This is a genomic window from Lysinibacillus sp. FW301-JW8 (assembly GCF_058788755.1).
In genome coordinates this window covers 50,995-70,161 of sequence record NZ_JBYTBB010000024.1, presented here as the reverse complement: position 1 = coordinate 70,161, position 19,167 = coordinate 50,995, and the positions used below count along the sequence as shown (strand labels likewise).

Below are 19,167 nucleotides of genomic sequence, written 5' to 3'. Positions count from 1 at the left end.
ACGAGACCCTGCACGGAGCGTCAGCGCAGGAAGCGGCTCGTCGCTCGCCCACTGGAAAGCGAGTAGCCTGGAACGGAAATCACCTTCATTTGACTTAGTAGTGTTCACAAAGAGTCCCTTGACCATTTAGTTTTTCAACACTATGAAACGACTATCGATATTTTTATCGATAGTCGTTTTTTTACTAACTCAGCAGAAATGATAATTAAATTTAGCCAAATGAAAATACCGAGAAGTATGTAACATTGCACTGTTTACTTGCTTAAAGTAAATTACTTTTCTACTGTAATATACTTCACTTCAATTTATTAATGTGTTAACCGGGAAAATTATTTACAAAAATTGAAAATAGAAAAACTGAAAATATCTCAATTCATCAAAATGACTAAAATTATCTGAAATACTAAATAAATAGCGATTATATAAGAGCGAGGAAATAATATATTACACTATATATAATTATATTTAGATAATAAAAAAATGATACTTTATGCAGCTGAAGTAATAAATGAGCAAATATTCATTTGATAGAAATAAAAATATTTTAATGAAAATTGGAATAGTTGTATGGTTTATTTTGTATATAAGATAATAAGAATTTGAAAAATTCACTTGATTTAATGTGTTATTTCTAGATAAAATAGCATTACGCTCAATTATCAGAATATTACATCAGTGGAATTTTTGTTGGGCTTTATTTTGTTAGTAATGAATACGGTAATATATAGCAGGTTTTTTATGCTTCGAAATTGGTGTTTTTTTGTCGAAAAATGATATTAAAATAGATTTTGGATCTGTTGACTGAATACTTATTTAGTGATTATAAGCAAGATATTTATAACCTGTACTACATAAATTATTAATTATTTTCATTAAAAAAATAAAAGGTGTGATAGTAGATGAGTTTAATGTTAGAAGTGAAAAATCTTAAAACTGGTTTTGATATAGATGGAGAAATATATCATGCGGTAGATGATGTTTCATTTTCAGTTAAATCCGGTCAAATTATTGGAATAGTAGGAGAATCAGGATGTGGTAAAAGTGTAATGTCCCTTTCTATTATGCAACTTCTTCCACAAGGAATTGGAAAAATCACTGGTGGTGAAATAAGATTTCATGGGAAAAATATTGAACATCATACAAACGATGAGATGAATAAAATTCGAGGAAAAGATATTAGTATGATTTTCCAAGAACCTATGACATCCTTAAATCCGGTTTTTACAATAGGCTCACAAATTGAAGAGATTATGTTGAACCATAGCAAATTGTCAAAAGTCGAGGTTAGAGGCAAAGCGATAGATTTGTTAAAGCAAGTTGGTATTCCAAGAGCTGAAAAAATCGTTGATGAATATCCTCATCAATTGTCTGGTGGAATGAGACAAAGGGTGATGATTGCTATTGCCATTGCATGTCAGCCAAGACTTTTAATTGCTGACGAACCTACAACTGCTCTGGATGTAACCGTACAAGCCCAAATACTTGAATTACTGAAAAATATTCAAGAGAAAAATAAAATGTCTATTGTGCTGATTACTCACGATCTGGGTGTAGTTGCAGAAATGTGTGATGAGGTAATAATTATGTACGCAGGGAAAATTGTTGAACGAACGAATGTTGATAATCTGTTTTACAATCCCAAACATCCTTATACAAAGTTATTAATGGCATCAATTCCAAGAATAGATGCTGAAGTAAATGAATTATCCACTATTAAAGGTATTGTCCCGTCCTTAAAAAATATGCCTCAAGTTGGCTGCCGATTTGTAGATAGATGCCCATCGGCAATGCCTGAATGTAATAAGGTTACACCACAACTTGCCTTTATAGGTGACCAGCATGAGGTATCTTGTTTACTTTATGAAGGATGTAATAGAAAGGGTGTGAGCTGACAGTATGAATCAAACAACAGAAAAACAAGAAAATTTATTAGAAATCATTAATTTAAAAACATATTATCCCATCAAAGGCGGCTTATTTAGACATACTGTAGGTTATGTTAAAGCCGTTGATACTATTTCGTTCTCCATAAAAAATGGAGAGACATTAGGATTAGTTGGTGAATCGGGTTGTGGAAAATCGACAACTGGTCGTACTATTTTAAGGTTATTGGATGCAACGGATGGAAAAATTATTTTTAATGGTAAAAATATTACAAAAATATATGGGGAATCATTAAGAGAAATACGGAAAGATATCCAAATGGTATTTCAGGATCCATATGCCTCATTAAATCCCATGCAAATGGTGGGCAGTATTATAGCTGAACCTATAATGAACTACCATAATAGATCACTTAAATCGTTAAAAAATGAAGTTATAGAGCTTTTAAGTAAAGTGGGGTTACCAGCAGATGCTTATCACAAGTATGCTCATGAATTTTCAGGAGGGCAGCGTCAACGTATAGGCATTGCTAGAGCACTCGCACTCCGGCCAAAGCTTATCATAGCAGATGAGCCTGTTTCGGCATTAGATGTGTCTGTGCAATCTCAAGTTCTTAATCTATTAAAAGAGTTGCAAAATGAGTTTGATTTAACGTTTTTATTTATTGCTCATGATTTAAGTGTTGTCAAGCATATGAGTGACCGTATTGGTGTAATGTATTTAGGAAATATCGTGGAAATAGCAGACAAAGAACATATTTATGATGAGCCGTTACATCCTTACACACAGGCGTTAATCTCTGCTATCCCAGTACCTGATCCAAGAAAGAAGAGCAATCGCATTGTGTTAGAGGGGGATATTCCAAGTCCAGCTAATCCTCCAAAAGGATGCCCATTCCATCCAAGGTGCCCAAAGGCAATGAGAGAGTGTTCATTTTCAAAACCAGCCTTAAAGGAGGTGAAGTTAGGGCATAGAGTTGCATGCCATTTATATTAGAAGATCATTATGAGAATTAAATAATGACAAAAATAAAATTCACGGGGGGAAAAAAATGAAAAAATCAGCATTATGGTCATTCATGCTAATGCTCGTTATGGCTCTATTTTTAGCAGCATGTAATAGTGACACATCGACTCAGGAAAAAGAAGGGGACAAAGAGAAGGACAATTCTGCAACAACTACTGAAGCAAAGGAAGGAGGAGTTGTAACATTTGGTACGGATCAGGCTCCTGAGGGAGTATTTGATCCTGCGTATGCAGGAAGTGTTGTAGATGGTTATATTCAAAACTTTACTATGGATGGTATTTATGATGTGAATGATGAGTTAGAATATATTCCACACCTAGCAACCTGGGAAATTAGTGAGGATAAATTAACGTATACGTTTAGCTTTAAGAAAGGTGTAAAGTGGCATAACGGTGAGGAGTTAACCGTTGATGACTGGGTATATGCATTAGAAACATTAGCAAATCCAGAGTATGAAGGCCCTCGATTCAATTATGCTGAAAATATTAAAGGGGCAGTAGCTAAAAAGGAGGGGAAAGCAGATAAAATTGAAGGCATTGAAGTCGTTGATCCATACACAGTAAAAATTACCTTTGAAAAAGTAAAGATTAATAACTTAGAAAATCTTTGGAATTATCCAATGCCAAAGAAACATTATGAAGGCATTGCTATTAAAGATTTAGAGGAATCAAAGCAGGTTCGTGAAAATCCCGTAGGCTTAGGGCCATTTAAGGTGAAAAAAGTAGTAGATGGCGAGTATTCTGAATTAGAGCGTTTTGATGATTACTGGAAGGGCAAACCACAGCTAGATGGCGTGATTGTTAAAGTTATAGATCCATCTTTAGCAACAGGTGCGTTCCAAAACGGTGAAATTGACATTATGAATATAAGACCGCAATCTGTTAAAGAATTATCAGCATTAAACAATGTGCGCATTGAAGAAACTACAGGTGTATCTTATTCTTATATAGGTCTTCGTTTTGGTCACCGTGATAAAGCCACACTTACAAATGTAGCAGATTTTGATAAGTTTAAATCAAAAGAATTGCGTCAGGCACTATTGTATGCGATTAATCGTCCAGCAATGATCGATGCTTTCTTAGAAGGAAAAGCTGAAGTTGCGAACACTGTGATTCCACGTGCATTCTGGATTGCTGCAGAGGAATCTGAACTGAATAAATATGAATACAATGTAGAAAAGGCTAAAGAACTGCTGAAAACTGCAGGGTATGTAGATAAAGATGGTGATGGATTTGTGGAAGATCCAAATGGAAAACCATTCAAAATTTCATTTGGTCATTATGCTGGTCCTGCGGCATTTGAGGGTCGATCTCAAGCCATTATTCAATCTTGGAATGATATTGGTGTAAAAACAGAATTGGCTACAGGTACTTTAATTGAATTTAATTTATATAACGATATGAAAGATAATGATGATGCTGCATTAGAAGCATTCTTTGGTTCTTGGAGTACTGGCTCTGACCCAGATCCATCTGGTTTATGGGGGAATAATGCAGAATGGAATTATGGTCGTTGGGTAGACGATCAAAATCAAAAGTTATTAGAAAAGGGCTTAAGTGAAGGGGCATTTGATAAAGCTGAACGTATGAAAACATATGTTGAATGGCAAAAGTATTTCAATGAAGAGGTACCAGCACTGCCATTATGGGAAAACTTAGATCTATATGGTATTAATAATCGATTACAAGGTGTTCATATTAATGCTGTTGGTTTCCAAACAGATGTTTATAAATGGAATATTAAGGAATAGGTTAGAGGTCCAATCCTGCTAAATAGGTCCTCCCTCTAAAGGGGGATCTATTTAGTAAATTTATAGATAAGGAGACCCTCACATGCTTCAATATACACTTCGAAGACTACTAGGCATGCTCCCATTGTTACTCCTTATTTCATTGGTGGTGTTCTTTTTAGCAAAGATGATGCCAGGTGATCCGTTTGGGGGAGAAATTGACCCATCTAATACGAATCCACAATACATCGAAGAAATGAGAGAAAAATTAGGCTATAATGACCCAATTATTACACAATACGGTAGATGGATAGCTAATTTTGTACAAGGGGATTTTGGAAAATCAACTGTTTATAAAAAACCAGCTGCAGAAATTATTGCACAACGTATACCTAATACCATATTTTTGGCAGTAGTATCATTAATTTTCACATATATTTTTGCTTTTATAATGGGGATGTATGCTGGACGAAAGCCTTATACACTTGGGGATAATTTGATTGCGACCTATAATTATTTAGCTTTAGCGATCCCATCGTTTGTTGCTGGGATAGTTGCTATTTACTTTTTCTCCTTTAAGCTAGGGTGGTTCCCTTTCAGTGGCTCTGTAGGAGTAGGGGTTATAGAAGGAACTTTTCATTACTATATCAGTAAACTACATCATGTTTTATTACCTGCATTAATATTAGGATTGATGGGAACGGCATCCTATACACAATTTTTACGCAATGACATTATTGAAAATAGTAGAAAAGATTTTGTAAGGACTGCAAGAGCAAAGGGTACAAAAGAATCGAAAATATATAATAAACATATTTTACGAAATTCGATCATTCCAATTATCACGTATCTTGGTTTTGATATCGCAACATTAATTAGTGGGGCAGTCATAACAGAAACCATCTTTACTTATCCAGGCATAGGTGCACTATTCTTAGAATCTGTTGGAAGAAGAGATTATGCAGTCATGATGTCGATTACTATGTTACTTTCGTTTTTAACATTATTCGGTAATTTGGTGGCGGATTTATTATATGGTGTGGTAGATCCGCGTATTAGACTAGATTAAGGAGGGGGAAATCATGACATTGGTTACGAATCAAGAAATATTGTCTCCAAAAACACCGAAGAAAAGTCCCTCACCATGGGTGATTGCAAGACGAAAGTTCGTTAAAAATAAATTAGCTATGATTAGTCTGCTTTTTTTGTTGCTAGTTATTATTCTATCGTTTTTAGCTCCCTATATTACTACAAAAGATATTGTACGTGTAGATCTTACAAAGATTAGCCTACCACCATCGAGTGAGCATTGGCTAGGGACAGATACGAATGGACGTGATGTTTTTACAAGAATGCTTTACGCAGGAAGATCCTCTTTAACAGTTGGATTGGGCTGTATGATTTTTATCGTGGTAATCGGTACTACTGTAGGAGCGATTTCGGGATATTTTGGAGGAAAGATTGAGCAGCTGTTAATGCGATTTACCGATTTTGTATTAATGTTTCCGTTTTTAGTATTTTGTATTGTATTAAATACTCTTCTTACTGGGAAAATATCTGGATTATGGACATTAATCATTGTTATCTCGATTTTAACTTGGGGAAGTGTTGCAAGGATTGTACGTAGTAGAATTCTTGCTGAGAAAGAAAATGAATATATATTAGCTGCTCAATCTATTGGCTGTAAATCCTCAAAAATCATAGTAAAGCACTTATTACCCAATGTTGCTTCCACAATTATTGTACAGGCAACATTACTAATGGCGGTGACAATTGTGGCTGAATCCAGTTTAAGCTTTTTAGGAATGGGTGTACCTGCTGACACACCTAGCTGGGGAAATATGCTATTTGAGGCTAGAAACTCAGATGTGCTAAAGAACAAGCTCTGGATGTGGGTACCTCCTGCTACAGCTATTACGCTAGTCATCTTGTCGATAAACTTCATTGGTGAAGGCTTAAAAGATGCTTTAAACCCTAAATCAAGAAGGTAGTAGCTGGCTATAGTCATTATCAGTGGAAAACAGGATACCTTTAAAAGTATTCCAAGCTTTCAATATAAAAAATCCATCCACTAGAAAATTCTAATGGATGGATGTATAAGTTATTATCGATTTGAAACCCAAGTTTTCACTAAATCAGCTGTACCATAAACATAGTGCTGATCGCCAACTTCATGGTATGTTGCACTATCGTCCACCTCCGTATGCTTGTACGGAATACGCTCACGGCGCTTTTCTGACATTGGGTCAGGAAGTGGGATGGCTGATAATAAAGATTTTGTATACGGATGGACAGGATTATTATAAATATCGTCCGCTTTACCGATTTCCATGATTTTACCACGGTACATTACAGCGATACGGTCGCTGATGTATTTAACCATAGATAGGTCATGGGCAATAAATAGATAGGTTAAGCCGCGCTCTTTTTGAAGCTGCTTTAGCAGGTTAACCACTTGCGCTTGAATGGATACATCAAGTGCTGAGATAGGCTCATCGGCAATGATGAATTTTGGGTCTAAGCTTAGGGCACGAGCAATCCCAATACGTTGACGCTGACCACCAGAGAATTCATGCGCATAACGGTTGGCGTGCTCTTTATTTAAGCCAACAGCCTCTAGTAATTGATTAATCTTTTCACGGCGTTCATTTTTATTTTTGTAAAGACCATGAATATCAAAGGCTTCACCAATGATTTCTCCAGCCGTCATACGTGGATTTAAAGAAGCGTATGGATCTTGGAAAATCATTTGCATTTGACGATTGAAATTTTTTAATTCATTTTTAGATTTTTTACCATGAACATTTTGACCATCAAAAATAATTTCACCATCTGTAATGTCATATAGGCGAATAATGGAACGGCCAGTTGTTGATTTCCCACAGCCTGATTCTCCAACAAGACCAAGCGTTTCACCCTCGTATACATCGAAGCTAATGCCATCAACAGCTTTAATAGGGTTACTTGCTGAACCAAAATACTGCTTTACATTTTTGATTTCAAGAATTTTTTTTGTACCCGCTTTAGTCATGTTGTTCTGCCTCCTTTGCTAAATACCCTTCAATTCGTTTAGCAACAGCTTCTGGAAGTGGTATTTTTGGTGCGTCTGGATGCAGCAGCCAAGTTTTGGCGAAATGTGTATCACTTACTTGGAACATAGGTGGCTCTTGTTCATAGTCAATAGCCATTGCAAATTCATTACGTGCAGCAAAAGCATCGCCCTTTGGAGGGTTCGTAAGATCTGGCGGTGAACCAGGAATCGTACGTAATAGCTCGTCTGTGTCGTTATCTAAGTCTGGCATTGATCCAAGAAGACCCCATGTATAAGGATGCTTAGGATTATAGAAAATATCATTGACAGTACCATATTCCACGATTTGACCAGCGTACATAACAGCAACACGGTCAGCGATGTTGGCAACAACACCTAAATCATGCGTAATGAAAATGATAGATGTTTTCGAATTTTTTTGTATTTCTTTCATAAGCTCTAAAATTTGAGCTTGAATTGTAACGTCTAGGGCTGTTGTAGGCTCATCGGCAATTAACAGCTTTGGATCAGCTGCAAGAGCGATAGCAATAACAACACGCTGACGCATACCACCTGAAAACTCATGTGGATATTGGTTATAGCGTTTCTCAGGGAAGGGGATACCTACCTGTGTTAAAAGTTCAATTGCACGTTTTTTTGCATCTGCTTTAGATACTTTTTTGTGTTGTAAAATTACTTCAGTTATTTGACGTCCGACCTTCATAGTTGGATTTAAACTTGTCATAGGATCTTGGAAAATCATTGCAATTTCATTTCCGCGTACTTTTGACATTGCTTTATCACTTAACGGAACTAAATCACGGCCATTGAATAAAATCTGTCCTGACTCATAAATACCAGGTGGCTGTGGAATTAGTTTCATTAACGCATTACTCGTAACACTTTTACCTGAACCTGATTCACCTACTATAGCGAGTGTTTCACCTTCCTTTAAATCAAAGTTAACACCACGTACAGCATGAACAATCCCTGCATAAGTTTTAAAGTTTATTCGTAAATCTTTTACCTCTAGAATTGTTTTACTCATTTTGGGCCACCTCCTTATTTACGTAGTTTTGGATCTAATGCATCACGTAAGCCGTCACCAACTGCGTTAAACGCAAAGATTGTTAGTGAAATGAATAATGCAGGGAATATTAAACGCCAAGGAGCATTGGTAATCGCTCCATTACCTTCAGAAGCCATTGTTCCCCAAGAGGCTTGTGGAGCAGGAACCCCAAGTCCTAGATAACTAAGGAAAGACTCTGTAAAAATAGCATGTGGTACAGTTAATGTCATTGTTACTAAAATCGCACCAAGTGCATTTGGCACTAAATGTTTTAAAATTAAATGTCCTGTGCTTGCGCCCAGTGTTCGAGCAGCTAAAACATACTCTTGATTTTTAATAGATAATACTTCACCGCGAACAATACGAGCCATATTAATCCAACCTGTAATCGATAATGCGATAATCATTGGAATAATACCTTGTTCTAATACTACTAAAAGTACGATAACAACTAGTAAGTAAGGAACAGCTGTTAAAACATCGGCAATACGCATCATAATATTGTCAACACGGCCACCTGCTAAACCAGAAATACTTCCCCATAATACGCCGATGATCAAGTCAATAACTGCAGCAGCAATCCCAATGAGTAAAGAGATACGAGCGCCAGCCCATACTCGAACGAAAACATCTCGACCTAAATCATCTGTACCAAACCAATATTTTGAAGATGGTGGGGCATTATAGGAACCTAATTGATCACTATAGTGGTATTGTGAAAACATTGGCACAAATGTAGCCATCAAAACAATAACTATTAAAGCAATTAAACCAAAAATCGCCATTTTATTATGGGAAAAACGAATAAATACTTCCTTCCAAAAGGAGATAGATTTATCTGCTAATTTTTCAGTTGCTTCATGATTTCCACCAACAATTTTAAACTTATCTTTCTCGATTTGTTGCTGTGTCATTACTTTTTCGCTCCTTTCAGCTTAATTCGAGGATCGATCACGCTATATAATATATCTACGATCAATACCGCAAATAAAAGAATGATTGAGAAGAACACCGTTGTTCCCATAACAACTGTATAGTCACGGTTCGTAATACTCTGTACAAAGTGTTTACCTAAACCAGGAACCGCAAAAATTTGCTCTACAATGAAGCTACCTGTAACAACCCCAGCAGTTAATGGACCTAAATAAGTAATGACTGGTAAAAGGGCGTTACGTAAAGTATGGCGGAAGACGACTGTCCATTTCCCTATACCTTTTGCACGAGCCATTTTTACGTAATCACTATTATTTTGTTCAAGCATACTTGAACGTGTTAGTTTAGCTATAAAGCCCATATGCGAAAGTGCAATAGCTAAGGCTGGCAATATACTATAACTAAAGCCTTTCCATCCACTAATCGGGAATAACTGAAGTTTGTATGCAATGAAATACTGCATGAGTCCAGCTAATATAAAGGATGGAACGGAAATTCCGAGCACCGCAAAAGTCGTTGCCAAATAATCTGGCCACCTATTATGATAAAGCGCAGCAACTACACCGATTAATACACCAAATCCAATAGCAAGCAGCATAGCTTCAATCCCTAAAGTTAAAGATACAGGAAAGCCTTCTGCAATCATATCATTCGTTGAACGCGATTTATATTTCATAGATTCACCGAAATTAAAAGTGGCCGCATCGATTAAATAATCTTTGTACTGAATATACCAAGGGTTATTTAATCCATACGTTTCGTTTAACTTTTCCTCTATTTGAGGAGGGAAATTGCGTTCAGATGCAAATGGGTTACCAGGAGCAAGACGCAAAAGGAAAAACGTAGCCGTTACGATGACGAAAAGCGCGAGAAGTATATACATCAGCCTTTTCAGAATATATTTAATCACATAAAACTCCTCCTTCTACTTATCAATTATCTGACAAATAAGTGCTTTCGTATTTTAAAAAGAGCTGACTCGCACCGCAAGGGCTACGAGGCAGCTCTCAGCTTAGAGCTTAAAAAGAAATTGTTAACAAATTATTTCATCTTTACATCTTTAAAGTGGATGTCACCAGTTGGATTCGTATCTAAGTTTTTAATACCTTCTTTAACTACAGATAAGTGAGTGTAGTAGTAAATAGGTGCAACTGGGAATTCTGTCATAGCAATTGCTTCAGCTTGTTTTAAATAATCAAGACGTTTAGCTTCGTCTACCTCAGCAACTACTTTTTTCAATAAATCTTTGTATTGAGCATTTTCCCAGCCTGTTTGGTTGTTACCGTTTTTAGCCGTATCATACATTTCAAGGAATGTATATGCGTCGATATAGTCAGCTACCCAGCCCAGACGACCGATTTGATAGTCACCAGTTTTTAATTTTTCTAAATAAACTTGCCATTCTGAGTTATCTAACTGAGATGTAATACCAAGTTTTTTACTCCACTCTTCTTGGATATATTGAGCGATTGCTGCGTGCCCTTCAGAAGTGTTAAATGAAATGTTAACTTTAATATCTTTAGGGTCTTTAATACCAAGTTCTTTCATCCCAGCTTCAAGAGCAGCTTTTGCTTCATCAACATCATTATCTTTGTAGTAACCACGGTCTTCTTCAAATCCAGGAACTGATAATGGAACCATACCTAGAGCCGGTTTTTGCTCACCTTTAGTTACGTTATCAATTAATGTTTGACGATCGATTGCTAATGTAAGCGCTTTACGGATATTTACATTAGACATAATTTTGTCTTTTGTATTGAGTTTATACCAATAAATACTTGCTTCGTCCTTGATTTTTAAAGAACCATCTTTTTTGAATTCATCAATTGCATTAAGGTCTACTGTTTGGAATGGTTTACCGATATAGTCAAGTGAGCCAGATTTAAAGTTAGTAGCAACAACTGATTCTTTTTCAATCATAGCAACATTGACAGTAGTAACGTCAACATTTGATGCATTCCAATAATCTTCATTTTTTGTAAGAACGATAGAATCACTATGTTTCCATTCGCTTAATTTATAAGGACCATTTGTTACGTAATCTTCACCAGCGTCTGCGTACCAATTTTCATTAGCTTCAGTCGCTTTTGGGTTAATTGGTAAATAAGTTTTGAATCCAGTTAATTCTAGGAAATAAGGAGTTGGGTTTTCTAAAGTTACAACTAAAGTTTTTTCATCTTCAGCTTTGATACCAATAGCATCAACAGAACCGCCTCCTTCGTTGTATGCTTGAGCCCCTTTAATTGGGTAGAAAATAGAAGCATACTGTGAAAGGTTTTCTGGATTTAAAGCCCATTTCCAAGCATATTCAAAGTCACCTGCTACAACTGGATCGCCATTTGACCATTTTGCATCACGTAATTTGAACGTATAAGTCTTTTTATCATCACTGATCTCCCACTTCTCAGCCATACCTGGAGTAGGGGTACCTTTTTGGTCTACAACAACTAGACCTTCAAAAATGTTAGTTAAGATTGCACTAGAATCAGTATCCGATGCAAGTCCTGGGTGTAAAGAAGGTGGTTCTGAAGCGATTGCTACTTTAAGCTCTTTAGCTTTTGAACCAGAATCTTTGTTACCGTCTGAAGATGAAGAATTATCAGACTTATCTCCACCGAAGCCACATGCAGCAAGAACTAATGAAAATACTGCAAGGACTGTTAGTAATAAAAACTTTTTGTTTTTAATCATGTAAATCCCCCTTATACAATTTTAAGCCTTCTTTGAAGCTCCTATTTAATATACCAAAAAAATCATTGTGCACAAAATAAAAAAGATTCAAATTTATATAGTATTATCTGACATCTAATAGGATAATAAATTTTTTCGATTCATCACATTAACAAGTGAAAGTGATTAAATGATAATAATTTGATGTTATCATAATATTTATATCAAAAATAAAACAAAAACAAAAAAATGACATACTATACCGAAAATTCCTATTCTTTTGATAATACCATTGATATTTAAAAAATGATTCAAAAGTCACAGGTCTGGTCTATTGAGAGAATTGCATGGATTTGTAGAAAATCTTTGTAAAACTAAGTGATTTAGTTTCTTATTCAGGTAATTTTTTGTAATTTCCTATGTCGAAACATGAATACTTTTATCTATTATTGATATATAAGAATCTTGTTTTGTATTTATCTAAGATTCATCGTTTTTATGCTGAAAAAAGAGAAAGTAAAGTAAATGTATGAAAAAATGTGCCTTTTTTAAGAAATAATTGTATTGGATGGGAAGTGTTTTTAATAAGAGAAATTCTCTTGAAATAATTTATGAGATGTTTGAATATGCAACGATGTATGTAAAAATGACATAAATCATCATTTATCTACATATAGGATTTGGTATCTATCAAATGGTAAAAATAGTTATATTTAAGGTGTTGTTAAACGGTTGTTTTGTGGAGAAGTTCATTTGTCTCGCTTAGAAGGAAAGTGTCTGCATATAGTTATTATAACAATCTGGATTATAGTCTATGAGCTATATGATCAACAGCAAACTCAGTTATCATTAATATATTTTTGGCGAATTTTGTAAATGAGAAACGGGTAGGGAAAGGTTTATTGATAAATAAAGCAGTGCATTTTTTGATTCAAAATGCACTGCTACCATATTTAAAGTTTAAATTGGCTAATTTTTGTTTGTAGGTCAAATGATTTTTCACTTAAATCAGTAGCGACCTGGTTTATTTGTTGCATCGTAGCAGCTTGTTCTTTACTAGATTCAGCAACAATTTGTGTATGGGCTGCGCTAGCAGAGGCGCCATTTGCAATCTCAGCGACAGATGCAGCGACCTGTTCTGCACTAGCAGATATTTCTTCAGAGGTAGCAGATATATCTTCAATTTGATCGGTCATAGTATTAATAGCTTCTACAATGGCTTCAAAAGCTGTTCCGGCATGACCTATCATTTTTACACCATCTGCTACAGATTGTAGACCACTCTCTACAGCTTTCTCTACATTTTGTGTATCTCCCTGAATCTCTTGTGTTAAATTGACAATTTTATTGGCAGATTGCTTAGATTCTTCGGCCAATTTACGAACCTCATCAGCCACAACAGCAAAGCCTTTGCCATGCTCACCTGCACGTGCCGCTTCGATTGCGGCATTTAAAGCTAATAAATTCGTCTGTTCTGTAATGGCTGTAATAACTGTTGTGATATTACTAATTTCTGCAGATTGTTTGCTTAATTTCTGAACAAGATTATTAATCACTTGTGTAGAGTCATAGATGACATTCATTTGTTGTTGAGCTTCATTCGCAGTAGAACTGCCGTTATTAGCTAATTCCGTTGTTGTTACCGCGTTTTGATGTAGTTGTTGGGTTGCTTCTGCAATACGCTGAACGCCTACAGCTGTTTCATCCATAGCATGTGCACTCTCATTTGCAGCAATGGTAGCAGCAGAAGCCGCGTTTGCTGTTTCAGTTATACTTCTTGTGACTTCATCAGCTGAAGCAGAAATTTCTTCAGTAGAGGCAGAAAGCTCTTCAGCGGAAGCCGTTAAATGTTCTGTGTTGGCTTGTATATGAGTTAACAAGTTCCGTAAGCTGTTTTTCATTGTGTTAAAGGCGGTAGAAAGCTGACCTATCTCATCTTTAGACTGATGGCTAATATCTTCATGATATAATTCACCATTTGCTATGTTATTGGCTGCGATAACTGTTAATTTTAAAGGCTTGGAAATGGTACGCTGCACATAAAACATTAGCAGTATCCCTATAATTAATCCTAGAACGATGGCAATAATCGAGATTATTTGTGAATTGGCTACGGCTTGTTTGGATTCTTTCGTTACAAGATCAAGCTGGTTCTTTTGGTAGCTTACAATTTTTTCAGATACTTCTAATAGCCCCTTATTCGCTTCTTCAACCTCACTATTTACTTTTTGTAAAGCCTCTTCAAGTTTTCCAGCATTATGAAGTGCAAGAGCTTCATCCGCTGCTTTATTAAACGCTTCATTATATGTATTTAAGTCCTTCGCATAAGTATCCATTTCTGATGTATCGGATTTTTGCTTGATTTCACTTACATGCTCATCTAGCATTCCAGCATATTTTGAGAAATTCTCCAGATTAGTTGCTTTATCTTCAATAAATATTGCGCGGATAAAAAGGCCTTGCATCGCAAGTTCAAATTGAATATTATCCGCTAATTCTACTAGGGCGACACGATTTTCAAGTGCATTTTCAACTTTTTTTTCAATGTTGGTAAACTGAAAAAACATGATTAACAAAGAAATAATTAAGGTGAGGATGATTGTGAAAAAACCAAAGCTTAGCTTTCTGCCTACAGTCATAGAGATACGCCCTTTCCAAAATACAAAAATAATTTTTTTTATACTTAAATTTAGCCTTTTAGAAAGGTGGAAGTCAATAACGCATCATATAAACAGTACAGATTATTCATAAGTTTTTTTTCGCTATTATAATAAGGAACATTTGCTATAAAAAAAGAGTAGGAGAAAGAAAAATTTAATATAGCTATAGTAAGGATTGCGTGGTGATTAAAATAAAAAAGGAATACGATACATCACATATCCTATTCCCTCTCTATATTGTGTGGAAAAGCAAACGGGTTAAGGTAATTTTGTTTAGACAATTCGCTATACTATATGCGAGCCTTGCACATATAACTTAGCTTCGTCATAGTAAACTGTTTTTCGAATAAGTTTCCTCTGACGTATTTCCTTACAAACATCATTTTTTATTCCTGAAAGCATTTTCAACAACATGTTATGATTGTTTTTTTAACTGTAAGATGACAGTTTCATCTGGATCAATGTATAAAGTTTTTTGTTCAAAATAAATAACAAATCCAGGTTTAGCTCCATTTGGCTTTTTTACCTGACGTATTTCTGTGTAATCTATAGGAACAGAAGAGGAGTTCCTTGCTTTTGAAAAATAGGCAGCCAATGTTGCCGCTTCACGTAGAGTGGTTTCGTCTGGTTCACTCATATGGATAACAACATGTGAACCTGGAATATCTTTCGTATGGAGCCAAATATCTGTGCGTTTAGCTATTTTAAATGTCAGCATATCGTTTTGTTTGTTATTTTTGCCAACAGATATAGCTACACCTGTTGAAGATACATAACGCTCTGGTTCAGGCTTAGCTTGTTTTTTCTTTTTTCGAGCATGACGTAATTTTAAATAACCTTGTTCGGCTAACTCTTCACGAATTTCCTCAATATCACTCGGCGCCGCTTGTTGAACCTGCTGTGCGAGCATTTCAAAATACGAAATCTCGTCCTTCGTTTTTTCTAACTGCTCTTGAACCATAATAAGTGCATTTTTAGCCTTTGTGTATTTTGAATAGTAACTTTGAGCATTTTCAATTGGCGTTTTACGTTCACTGACTGGGATAGTGATTTTCTCTCCAGTTTCACTATAGTAGTTCGTGACAGTGACTGTCTTTACACCCTTTTCGAATGCATACATATTTGCCATCAGCAGTTCACCATATAATTGAAACTGGTCAAGCTTTGAGGCATGCTCATAGTCTTTATTGAGCTTTTTAATTTTTAATGTCAGCTTATCAATTTCATTTTGCAGCCATCGCTCTAAGTCACCAGCCTGTTGTTTAACACGATCTCTCTCAGCACGTGCAAAAAATACACGATCAAGCAGCTCATGAACATTTGAATAGTTGGTAACAACTCCTTGTAAATGTGTTAAAGCGATTGGGGAGAAGTAAGTTTTATTATTGGCTATTACATACATTGGCTGTGTTCCACCATGTTGAAAGGAAGCAATAAAATTTTGAAAGCAATCAACCAAATCTTTTGTATCCATAAATCGGAACAGTAATTCCTCAGCGTGTAACGGTGAGAAGCCCGTAAATTGAGCAACAATATCCTTAGCAGATTTTTTTTCAGAGAAAAAACCTATTAGCTGTTCAGCCGTTACATTAAGTGGGTGCCATTTATTTTGTGCTGGAGGAGCAATATAAGGCTGACCAGGCAGCACTGTGCGGAAACTATTCACAGAAGGCGGCAAATGCTTTAAGCTATCGACTATTTTTTCCTGCTCCTTATCGATTAATAATAGATTACTGTGACGCCCCATAATTTCAGCGTGGAGCTCCCTTATGATAGGGTCACCGATTTCATTTTTACTTTCAATTTCTACTATTATAATGCGGTCAAAATCATGCTGTTTAATAGAAGAAATAAAACCACCATCCAGGTGCTTTCGTAACAGCATACAAAACATTGGTGGTTCAGCAGGATTTTCAATGGATTGCTCCGTAAGATGAACACGCGCATAAGAAGGATGAATTGAAAAAAGTAATTTATGGTTACTTCCATTTGCACGGATGTGAAGAACAACCTCCTGAGCGTTCGGTTGATGTATTTTAGTAATCCGACCTGTTACTAATTGTTGTAGGTCGGCTGTCATTGAGTAAGTAAATAAGCCATCAAATGCCATGTGATTTCCTCTTTCCAACGATATCAATCAGTTTGGTACTTTCGTATTTGTTGTAGTTTTATAATGCAACAGTGCCTCATGTTTCATTTAGGTAGCAAATGCACGATTCTAATGTTTATCATAGCATTTTTTAGGTGAATATTAAAATATAGCTTCAGTTGTGGTAGAATTAGCTTTTGCTCTATCGATTTTTTTGTGGTGAAGCGTCATAAATGGCAGAGCTTATGTTATAATAATCCCAGTATGCAAAGAAAGGTGTGACGAACCTTGGTGCGTAGTATGACTGGTTTTGGCAGAGGTGTCACAACAACAAGGGACTTTCAATTAACCGTAGAAATGCGCTCGGTCAACCATCGTTTTTTAGAAATTCATGCGAAATTTCCAAAAGAATGGCTTGAAGCAGAAATTTTTGCAAAGAAACTAATTTCACAAGCTTTGTCACGCGGCAAAATTGATGTGATGGTTTATGTGAAGGATTTAGAAAATGTCGAGCAATCTATTGAAATTAATTGGTCATTAATTGAAGCGTATCGTAAGGCAAAAGAGGAATTAGCAAAAAGAGTACCACTAGAAGAAAAATGGACAATGCAGGAATTGCTCTCTCTTGAACAAGCACTTGTCCAGGAAAAACCACAGCTTACACCTGAGGATTTACTAAGTGCTGTGGAAATGGCGGTTACGCAAGCAATTGAGCAATTAATTCAAATGCGTGAGCGTGAGGGGCAAGAGCTGCAAGTTGTTGTCGTACAATATAAGGAGCAGTTAACGGAACAGGTGAACCAGATTCGTTCATTCTCCTCACTAGCTGTAGAAAAATATCGTACACGATTATTGGAACGGATTGCTGAAATAGCAGATGGTGAGTTGTTTGAGGATCGCTTACTTGCAGAAGTAGCGATATTTGCAGAACGAGTGGACATTACCGAAGAATTGGACCGTTTAGATAGTCACTTTATCCAACTGGAGGAAACGTTATTAGAAACGATTTCAGTTGGGCGTAAATTAGACTTTTTAATGCAGGAAATTCATCGTGAAATTAATACGATTGGCTCCAAAAATCAATCTACAGAGGCGGCCGTAGCAGTAGTTCAAGCGAAGACCATTTTAGAAAAGATGCGTGAGCAGGTTCAAAATATTGAATAGCCTATTGCATCTGTTATAAATTAAGGGAGATATAGAGAATAAATGATAAAAGAACGTGGATTATTAATTGTTCTATCTGGCCCATCTGGTGTAGGTAAAGGGACAGTGCGAAAAGAATTATTTTCTCAGCCGAATACGAATTATGAGTATTCCATCTCGATGACAACACGAAATCCTCGCGAAGGTGAAGTAGATGGTGTAGACTATTTTTTCAAGACACGTGAAGATTTTGAAATGCTAATTGAACAGGGTGGCTTATTGGAGCACGCCGAATTTGTAGGGAATTACTATGGTACGCCATTAACCTATGTGAATGAAACACTTGATGCAGGACGTGATGTGTTTTTAGAGATTGAAGTGCAGGGTGCAGCACAAATTCGGAAAAAAGCACCTGATGCATTATTTATTTTCTTAGCACCGCCTAGCTTAACGGAATTAAAGGATCGTTTAGTTGGGAGAGGGACGGAAACAGCAGAGGTTATTGCCAAGCGTATTGCAACTGCAAGTGAAGAGCTTGAAATGATGAGCCTATATGATTATGTAGTTGAAAACGATGAAGTGACGAATGCTTGTGATCGTATAAATGCGATTATAAAAGCCGAGCATTGTCGTAGAGAACGTGTAGAAAAAAGATATTTGTCAATGTTGAGAGGAGAATAAACCTATGTTATACCCATCAGTAGATGCATTAAAAAAAGAAATCGATTCAAAGTATTCTTTAGTAAGTCTAGCATCAAAACGTGCTCGCCAAATGCAGGAAGAACAAGATACTGAACGCTTACACAAGTATGTTTCTCATAAATATGTAGGAAAAGCACTTGAAGAAGTAGCGGCAGGTGTACTTACAAAGGTATCACAGGATGAGTCAACTGTGTACGAGGACGAAATCTAACATTGATGTAAAATAGCTAT

At 36.1% G+C, this 19,167-nt stretch carries 15 protein-coding genes; 8 read left to right on the top strand and 7 right to left on the bottom strand.

The window, feature by feature from the left end; genetic code table 11:
• Window positions 1–899: 899 nt before the first annotated feature.
• The 5 genes from AC3WOM_RS11840 (at window position 900) to opp4C (ending at window position 6,630) form a co-directional block, all read left to right on the top strand.
• Complete coding sequence (locus AC3WOM_RS11840; RefSeq protein ID WP_427540698.1) at window positions 900–1,892, top strand: ABC transporter ATP-binding protein; 993 nt, start codon at window positions 900–902, stop codon at window positions 1,890–1,892.
• Window positions 1,893–1,896: 4 nt separating this feature from the next.
• On the top strand, window positions 1,897–2,880 hold the full coding sequence (locus AC3WOM_RS11835; RefSeq protein ID WP_492446910.1) for an ABC transporter ATP-binding protein: 984 nt from the start codon (window positions 1,897–1,899) through the stop codon (window positions 2,878–2,880).
• A 55-nt stretch (window positions 2,881–2,935) separates the two neighbouring features.
• On the top strand, window positions 2,936–4,660 hold the full coding sequence (gene opp4A / locus AC3WOM_RS11830; protein WP_492446908.1) for an oligopeptide ABC transporter substrate-binding protein: 1,725 nt from the start codon (window positions 2,936–2,938) through the stop codon (window positions 4,658–4,660).
• A gap of 82 nt (window positions 4,661–4,742) precedes the next feature.
• Window positions 4,743–5,708 carry an oligopeptide ABC transporter permease gene (gene opp4B, locus AC3WOM_RS11825; protein ID WP_427540689.1) on the top strand — a complete coding sequence of 322 codons (966 nt, stop codon included), beginning with the start codon at window positions 4,743–4,745 and terminating at the stop codon, window positions 5,706–5,708.
• Between the two features lie 13 nt (window positions 5,709–5,721).
• Window positions 5,722–6,630, top strand: a complete 909-nt coding sequence (gene opp4C, locus AC3WOM_RS11820; protein ID WP_427540686.1) for an oligopeptide ABC transporter permease — start codon at window positions 5,722–5,724, stop codon at window positions 6,628–6,630.
• Between the two features lie 113 nt (window positions 6,631–6,743).
• On the opposite strand, the gene AC3WOM_RS11815 is transcribed toward opp4C, so the two are convergent.
• The 7 genes from AC3WOM_RS11815 to AC3WOM_RS11785 all read right to left on the bottom strand — a co-directional run bounded on the left by AC3WOM_RS11815 (window position 6,744) and on the right by AC3WOM_RS11785 (window position 17,112).
• The gene (locus AC3WOM_RS11815; RefSeq protein WP_492446906.1) at window positions 6,744–7,670 is read right to left on the bottom strand and encodes an ABC transporter ATP-binding protein; all 927 of its coding nucleotides are present in this window, start codon (window positions 7,668–7,670) and stop codon (window positions 6,744–6,746) included.
• The gene (locus AC3WOM_RS11810) at window positions 7,663–8,718 is read right to left on the bottom strand and encodes an ABC transporter ATP-binding protein (protein WP_492446904.1); all 1,056 of its coding nucleotides are present in this window, start codon (window positions 8,716–8,718) and stop codon (window positions 7,663–7,665) included. The genes AC3WOM_RS11815 and AC3WOM_RS11810 overlap by 8 nt, the downstream gene beginning before the upstream one ends.
• A gap of 14 nt (window positions 8,719–8,732) precedes the next feature.
• Window positions 8,733–9,653, bottom strand: a complete 921-nt coding sequence (locus tag AC3WOM_RS11805; RefSeq protein ID WP_427540677.1) for an ABC transporter permease — start codon at window positions 9,651–9,653, stop codon at window positions 8,733–8,735.
• Window positions 9,653–10,582, bottom strand: coding sequence for an ABC transporter permease (locus AC3WOM_RS11800; protein WP_427540674.1), 930 nt, complete (start codon window positions 10,580–10,582; stop codon window positions 9,653–9,655). The genes AC3WOM_RS11805 and AC3WOM_RS11800 overlap by 1 nt, the downstream gene beginning before the upstream one ends.
• 131 nt (window positions 10,583–10,713) lie before the next feature.
• Window positions 10,714–12,363, bottom strand: coding sequence for a peptide ABC transporter substrate-binding protein (locus AC3WOM_RS11795; protein WP_492446901.1), 1,650 nt, complete (start codon window positions 12,361–12,363; stop codon window positions 10,714–10,716).
• A gap of 932 nt (window positions 12,364–13,295) precedes the next feature.
• Window positions 13,296–14,981: a methyl-accepting chemotaxis protein gene (locus tag AC3WOM_RS11790; RefSeq protein WP_492446899.1), complete on the bottom strand. Its 1,686-nt coding sequence runs from the start codon at window positions 14,979–14,981 to the stop codon at window positions 13,296–13,298.
• 436 nt (window positions 14,982–15,417) lie between these two features.
• On the bottom strand, window positions 15,418–17,112 hold the full coding sequence (locus AC3WOM_RS11785) for an Rqc2 family fibronectin-binding protein (protein WP_492446897.1): 1,695 nt from the start codon (window positions 17,110–17,112) through the stop codon (window positions 15,418–15,420).
• Window positions 17,113–17,379: 267 nt separating this feature from the next.
• Here AC3WOM_RS11785 and AC3WOM_RS11780 point away from each other — a divergent pair, with 267 nt between their 5' ends.
• The 3 genes from AC3WOM_RS11780 to rpoZ are packed head-to-tail and all read left to right on the top strand — an operon-like array spanning window position 17,380 to window position 19,147.
• Entirely contained in the window at window positions 17,380–18,255 is an 876-nt protein-coding gene (locus tag AC3WOM_RS11780; protein ID WP_427540662.1) for a YicC/YloC family endoribonuclease, read from the top strand.
• A 42-nt stretch (window positions 18,256–18,297) separates the two neighbouring features.
• Complete coding sequence (gmk, locus tag AC3WOM_RS11775) at window positions 18,298–18,915, top strand: guanylate kinase (protein ID WP_427540659.1); 618 nt, start codon at window positions 18,298–18,300, stop codon at window positions 18,913–18,915.
• A gap of 4 nt (window positions 18,916–18,919) precedes the next feature.
• Complete coding sequence (gene rpoZ / locus AC3WOM_RS11770) at window positions 18,920–19,147, top strand: DNA-directed RNA polymerase subunit omega (protein ID WP_004227380.1); 228 nt, start codon at window positions 18,920–18,922, stop codon at window positions 19,145–19,147.
• Window positions 19,148–19,167: the final 20 nt, after the last annotated feature.

Excerpts from the sequence above, each read along its gene's own strand:
- gmk (WP_427540659.1), top strand. The coding sequence starts at position 18,298 with ATGATAAAAGAACGTGGATTATTAATTGTTCTATCTGGCCCATCTGGT.
- AC3WOM_RS11805 (WP_427540677.1), bottom strand. The coding sequence starts at position 9,653 with ATGACACAGCAACAAATCGAGAAAGATAAGTTTAAAATTGTTGGTGGA.
- AC3WOM_RS11790 (WP_492446899.1), bottom strand. The coding sequence starts at position 14,981 with ATGACTGTAGGCAGAAAGCTAAGCTTTGGTTTTTTCACAATCATCCTC.
- AC3WOM_RS11835 (WP_492446910.1), top strand. The coding sequence starts at position 1,897 with ATGAATCAAACAACAGAAAAACAAGAAAATTTATTAGAAATCATTAAT.
- AC3WOM_RS11785 (WP_492446897.1), bottom strand. The coding sequence starts at position 17,112 with ATGGCATTTGATGGCTTATTTACTTACTCAATGACAGCCGACCTACAA.
- opp4A (WP_492446908.1), top strand. The coding sequence starts at position 2,936 with ATGAAAAAATCAGCATTATGGTCATTCATGCTAATGCTCGTTATGGCT.
- opp4C (WP_427540686.1), top strand. The coding sequence starts at position 5,722 with ATGACATTGGTTACGAATCAAGAAATATTGTCTCCAAAAACACCGAAG.
- rpoZ (WP_004227380.1), top strand. The coding sequence starts at position 18,920 with ATGTTATACCCATCAGTAGATGCATTAAAAAAAGAAATCGATTCAAAG.
- AC3WOM_RS11840 (WP_427540698.1), top strand. The coding sequence starts at position 900 with ATGAGTTTAATGTTAGAAGTGAAAAATCTTAAAACTGGTTTTGATATA.
- AC3WOM_RS11815 (WP_492446906.1), bottom strand. The coding sequence starts at position 7,670 with ATGACTAAAGCGGGTACAAAAAAAATTCTTGAAATCAAAAATGTAAAG.
- AC3WOM_RS11810 (WP_492446904.1), bottom strand. The coding sequence starts at position 8,718 with ATGAGTAAAACAATTCTAGAGGTAAAAGATTTACGAATAAACTTTAAA.
- opp4B (WP_427540689.1), top strand. The coding sequence starts at position 4,743 with ATGCTTCAATATACACTTCGAAGACTACTAGGCATGCTCCCATTGTTA.
- AC3WOM_RS11795 (WP_492446901.1), bottom strand. The coding sequence starts at position 12,363 with ATGATTAAAAACAAAAAGTTTTTATTACTAACAGTCCTTGCAGTATTT.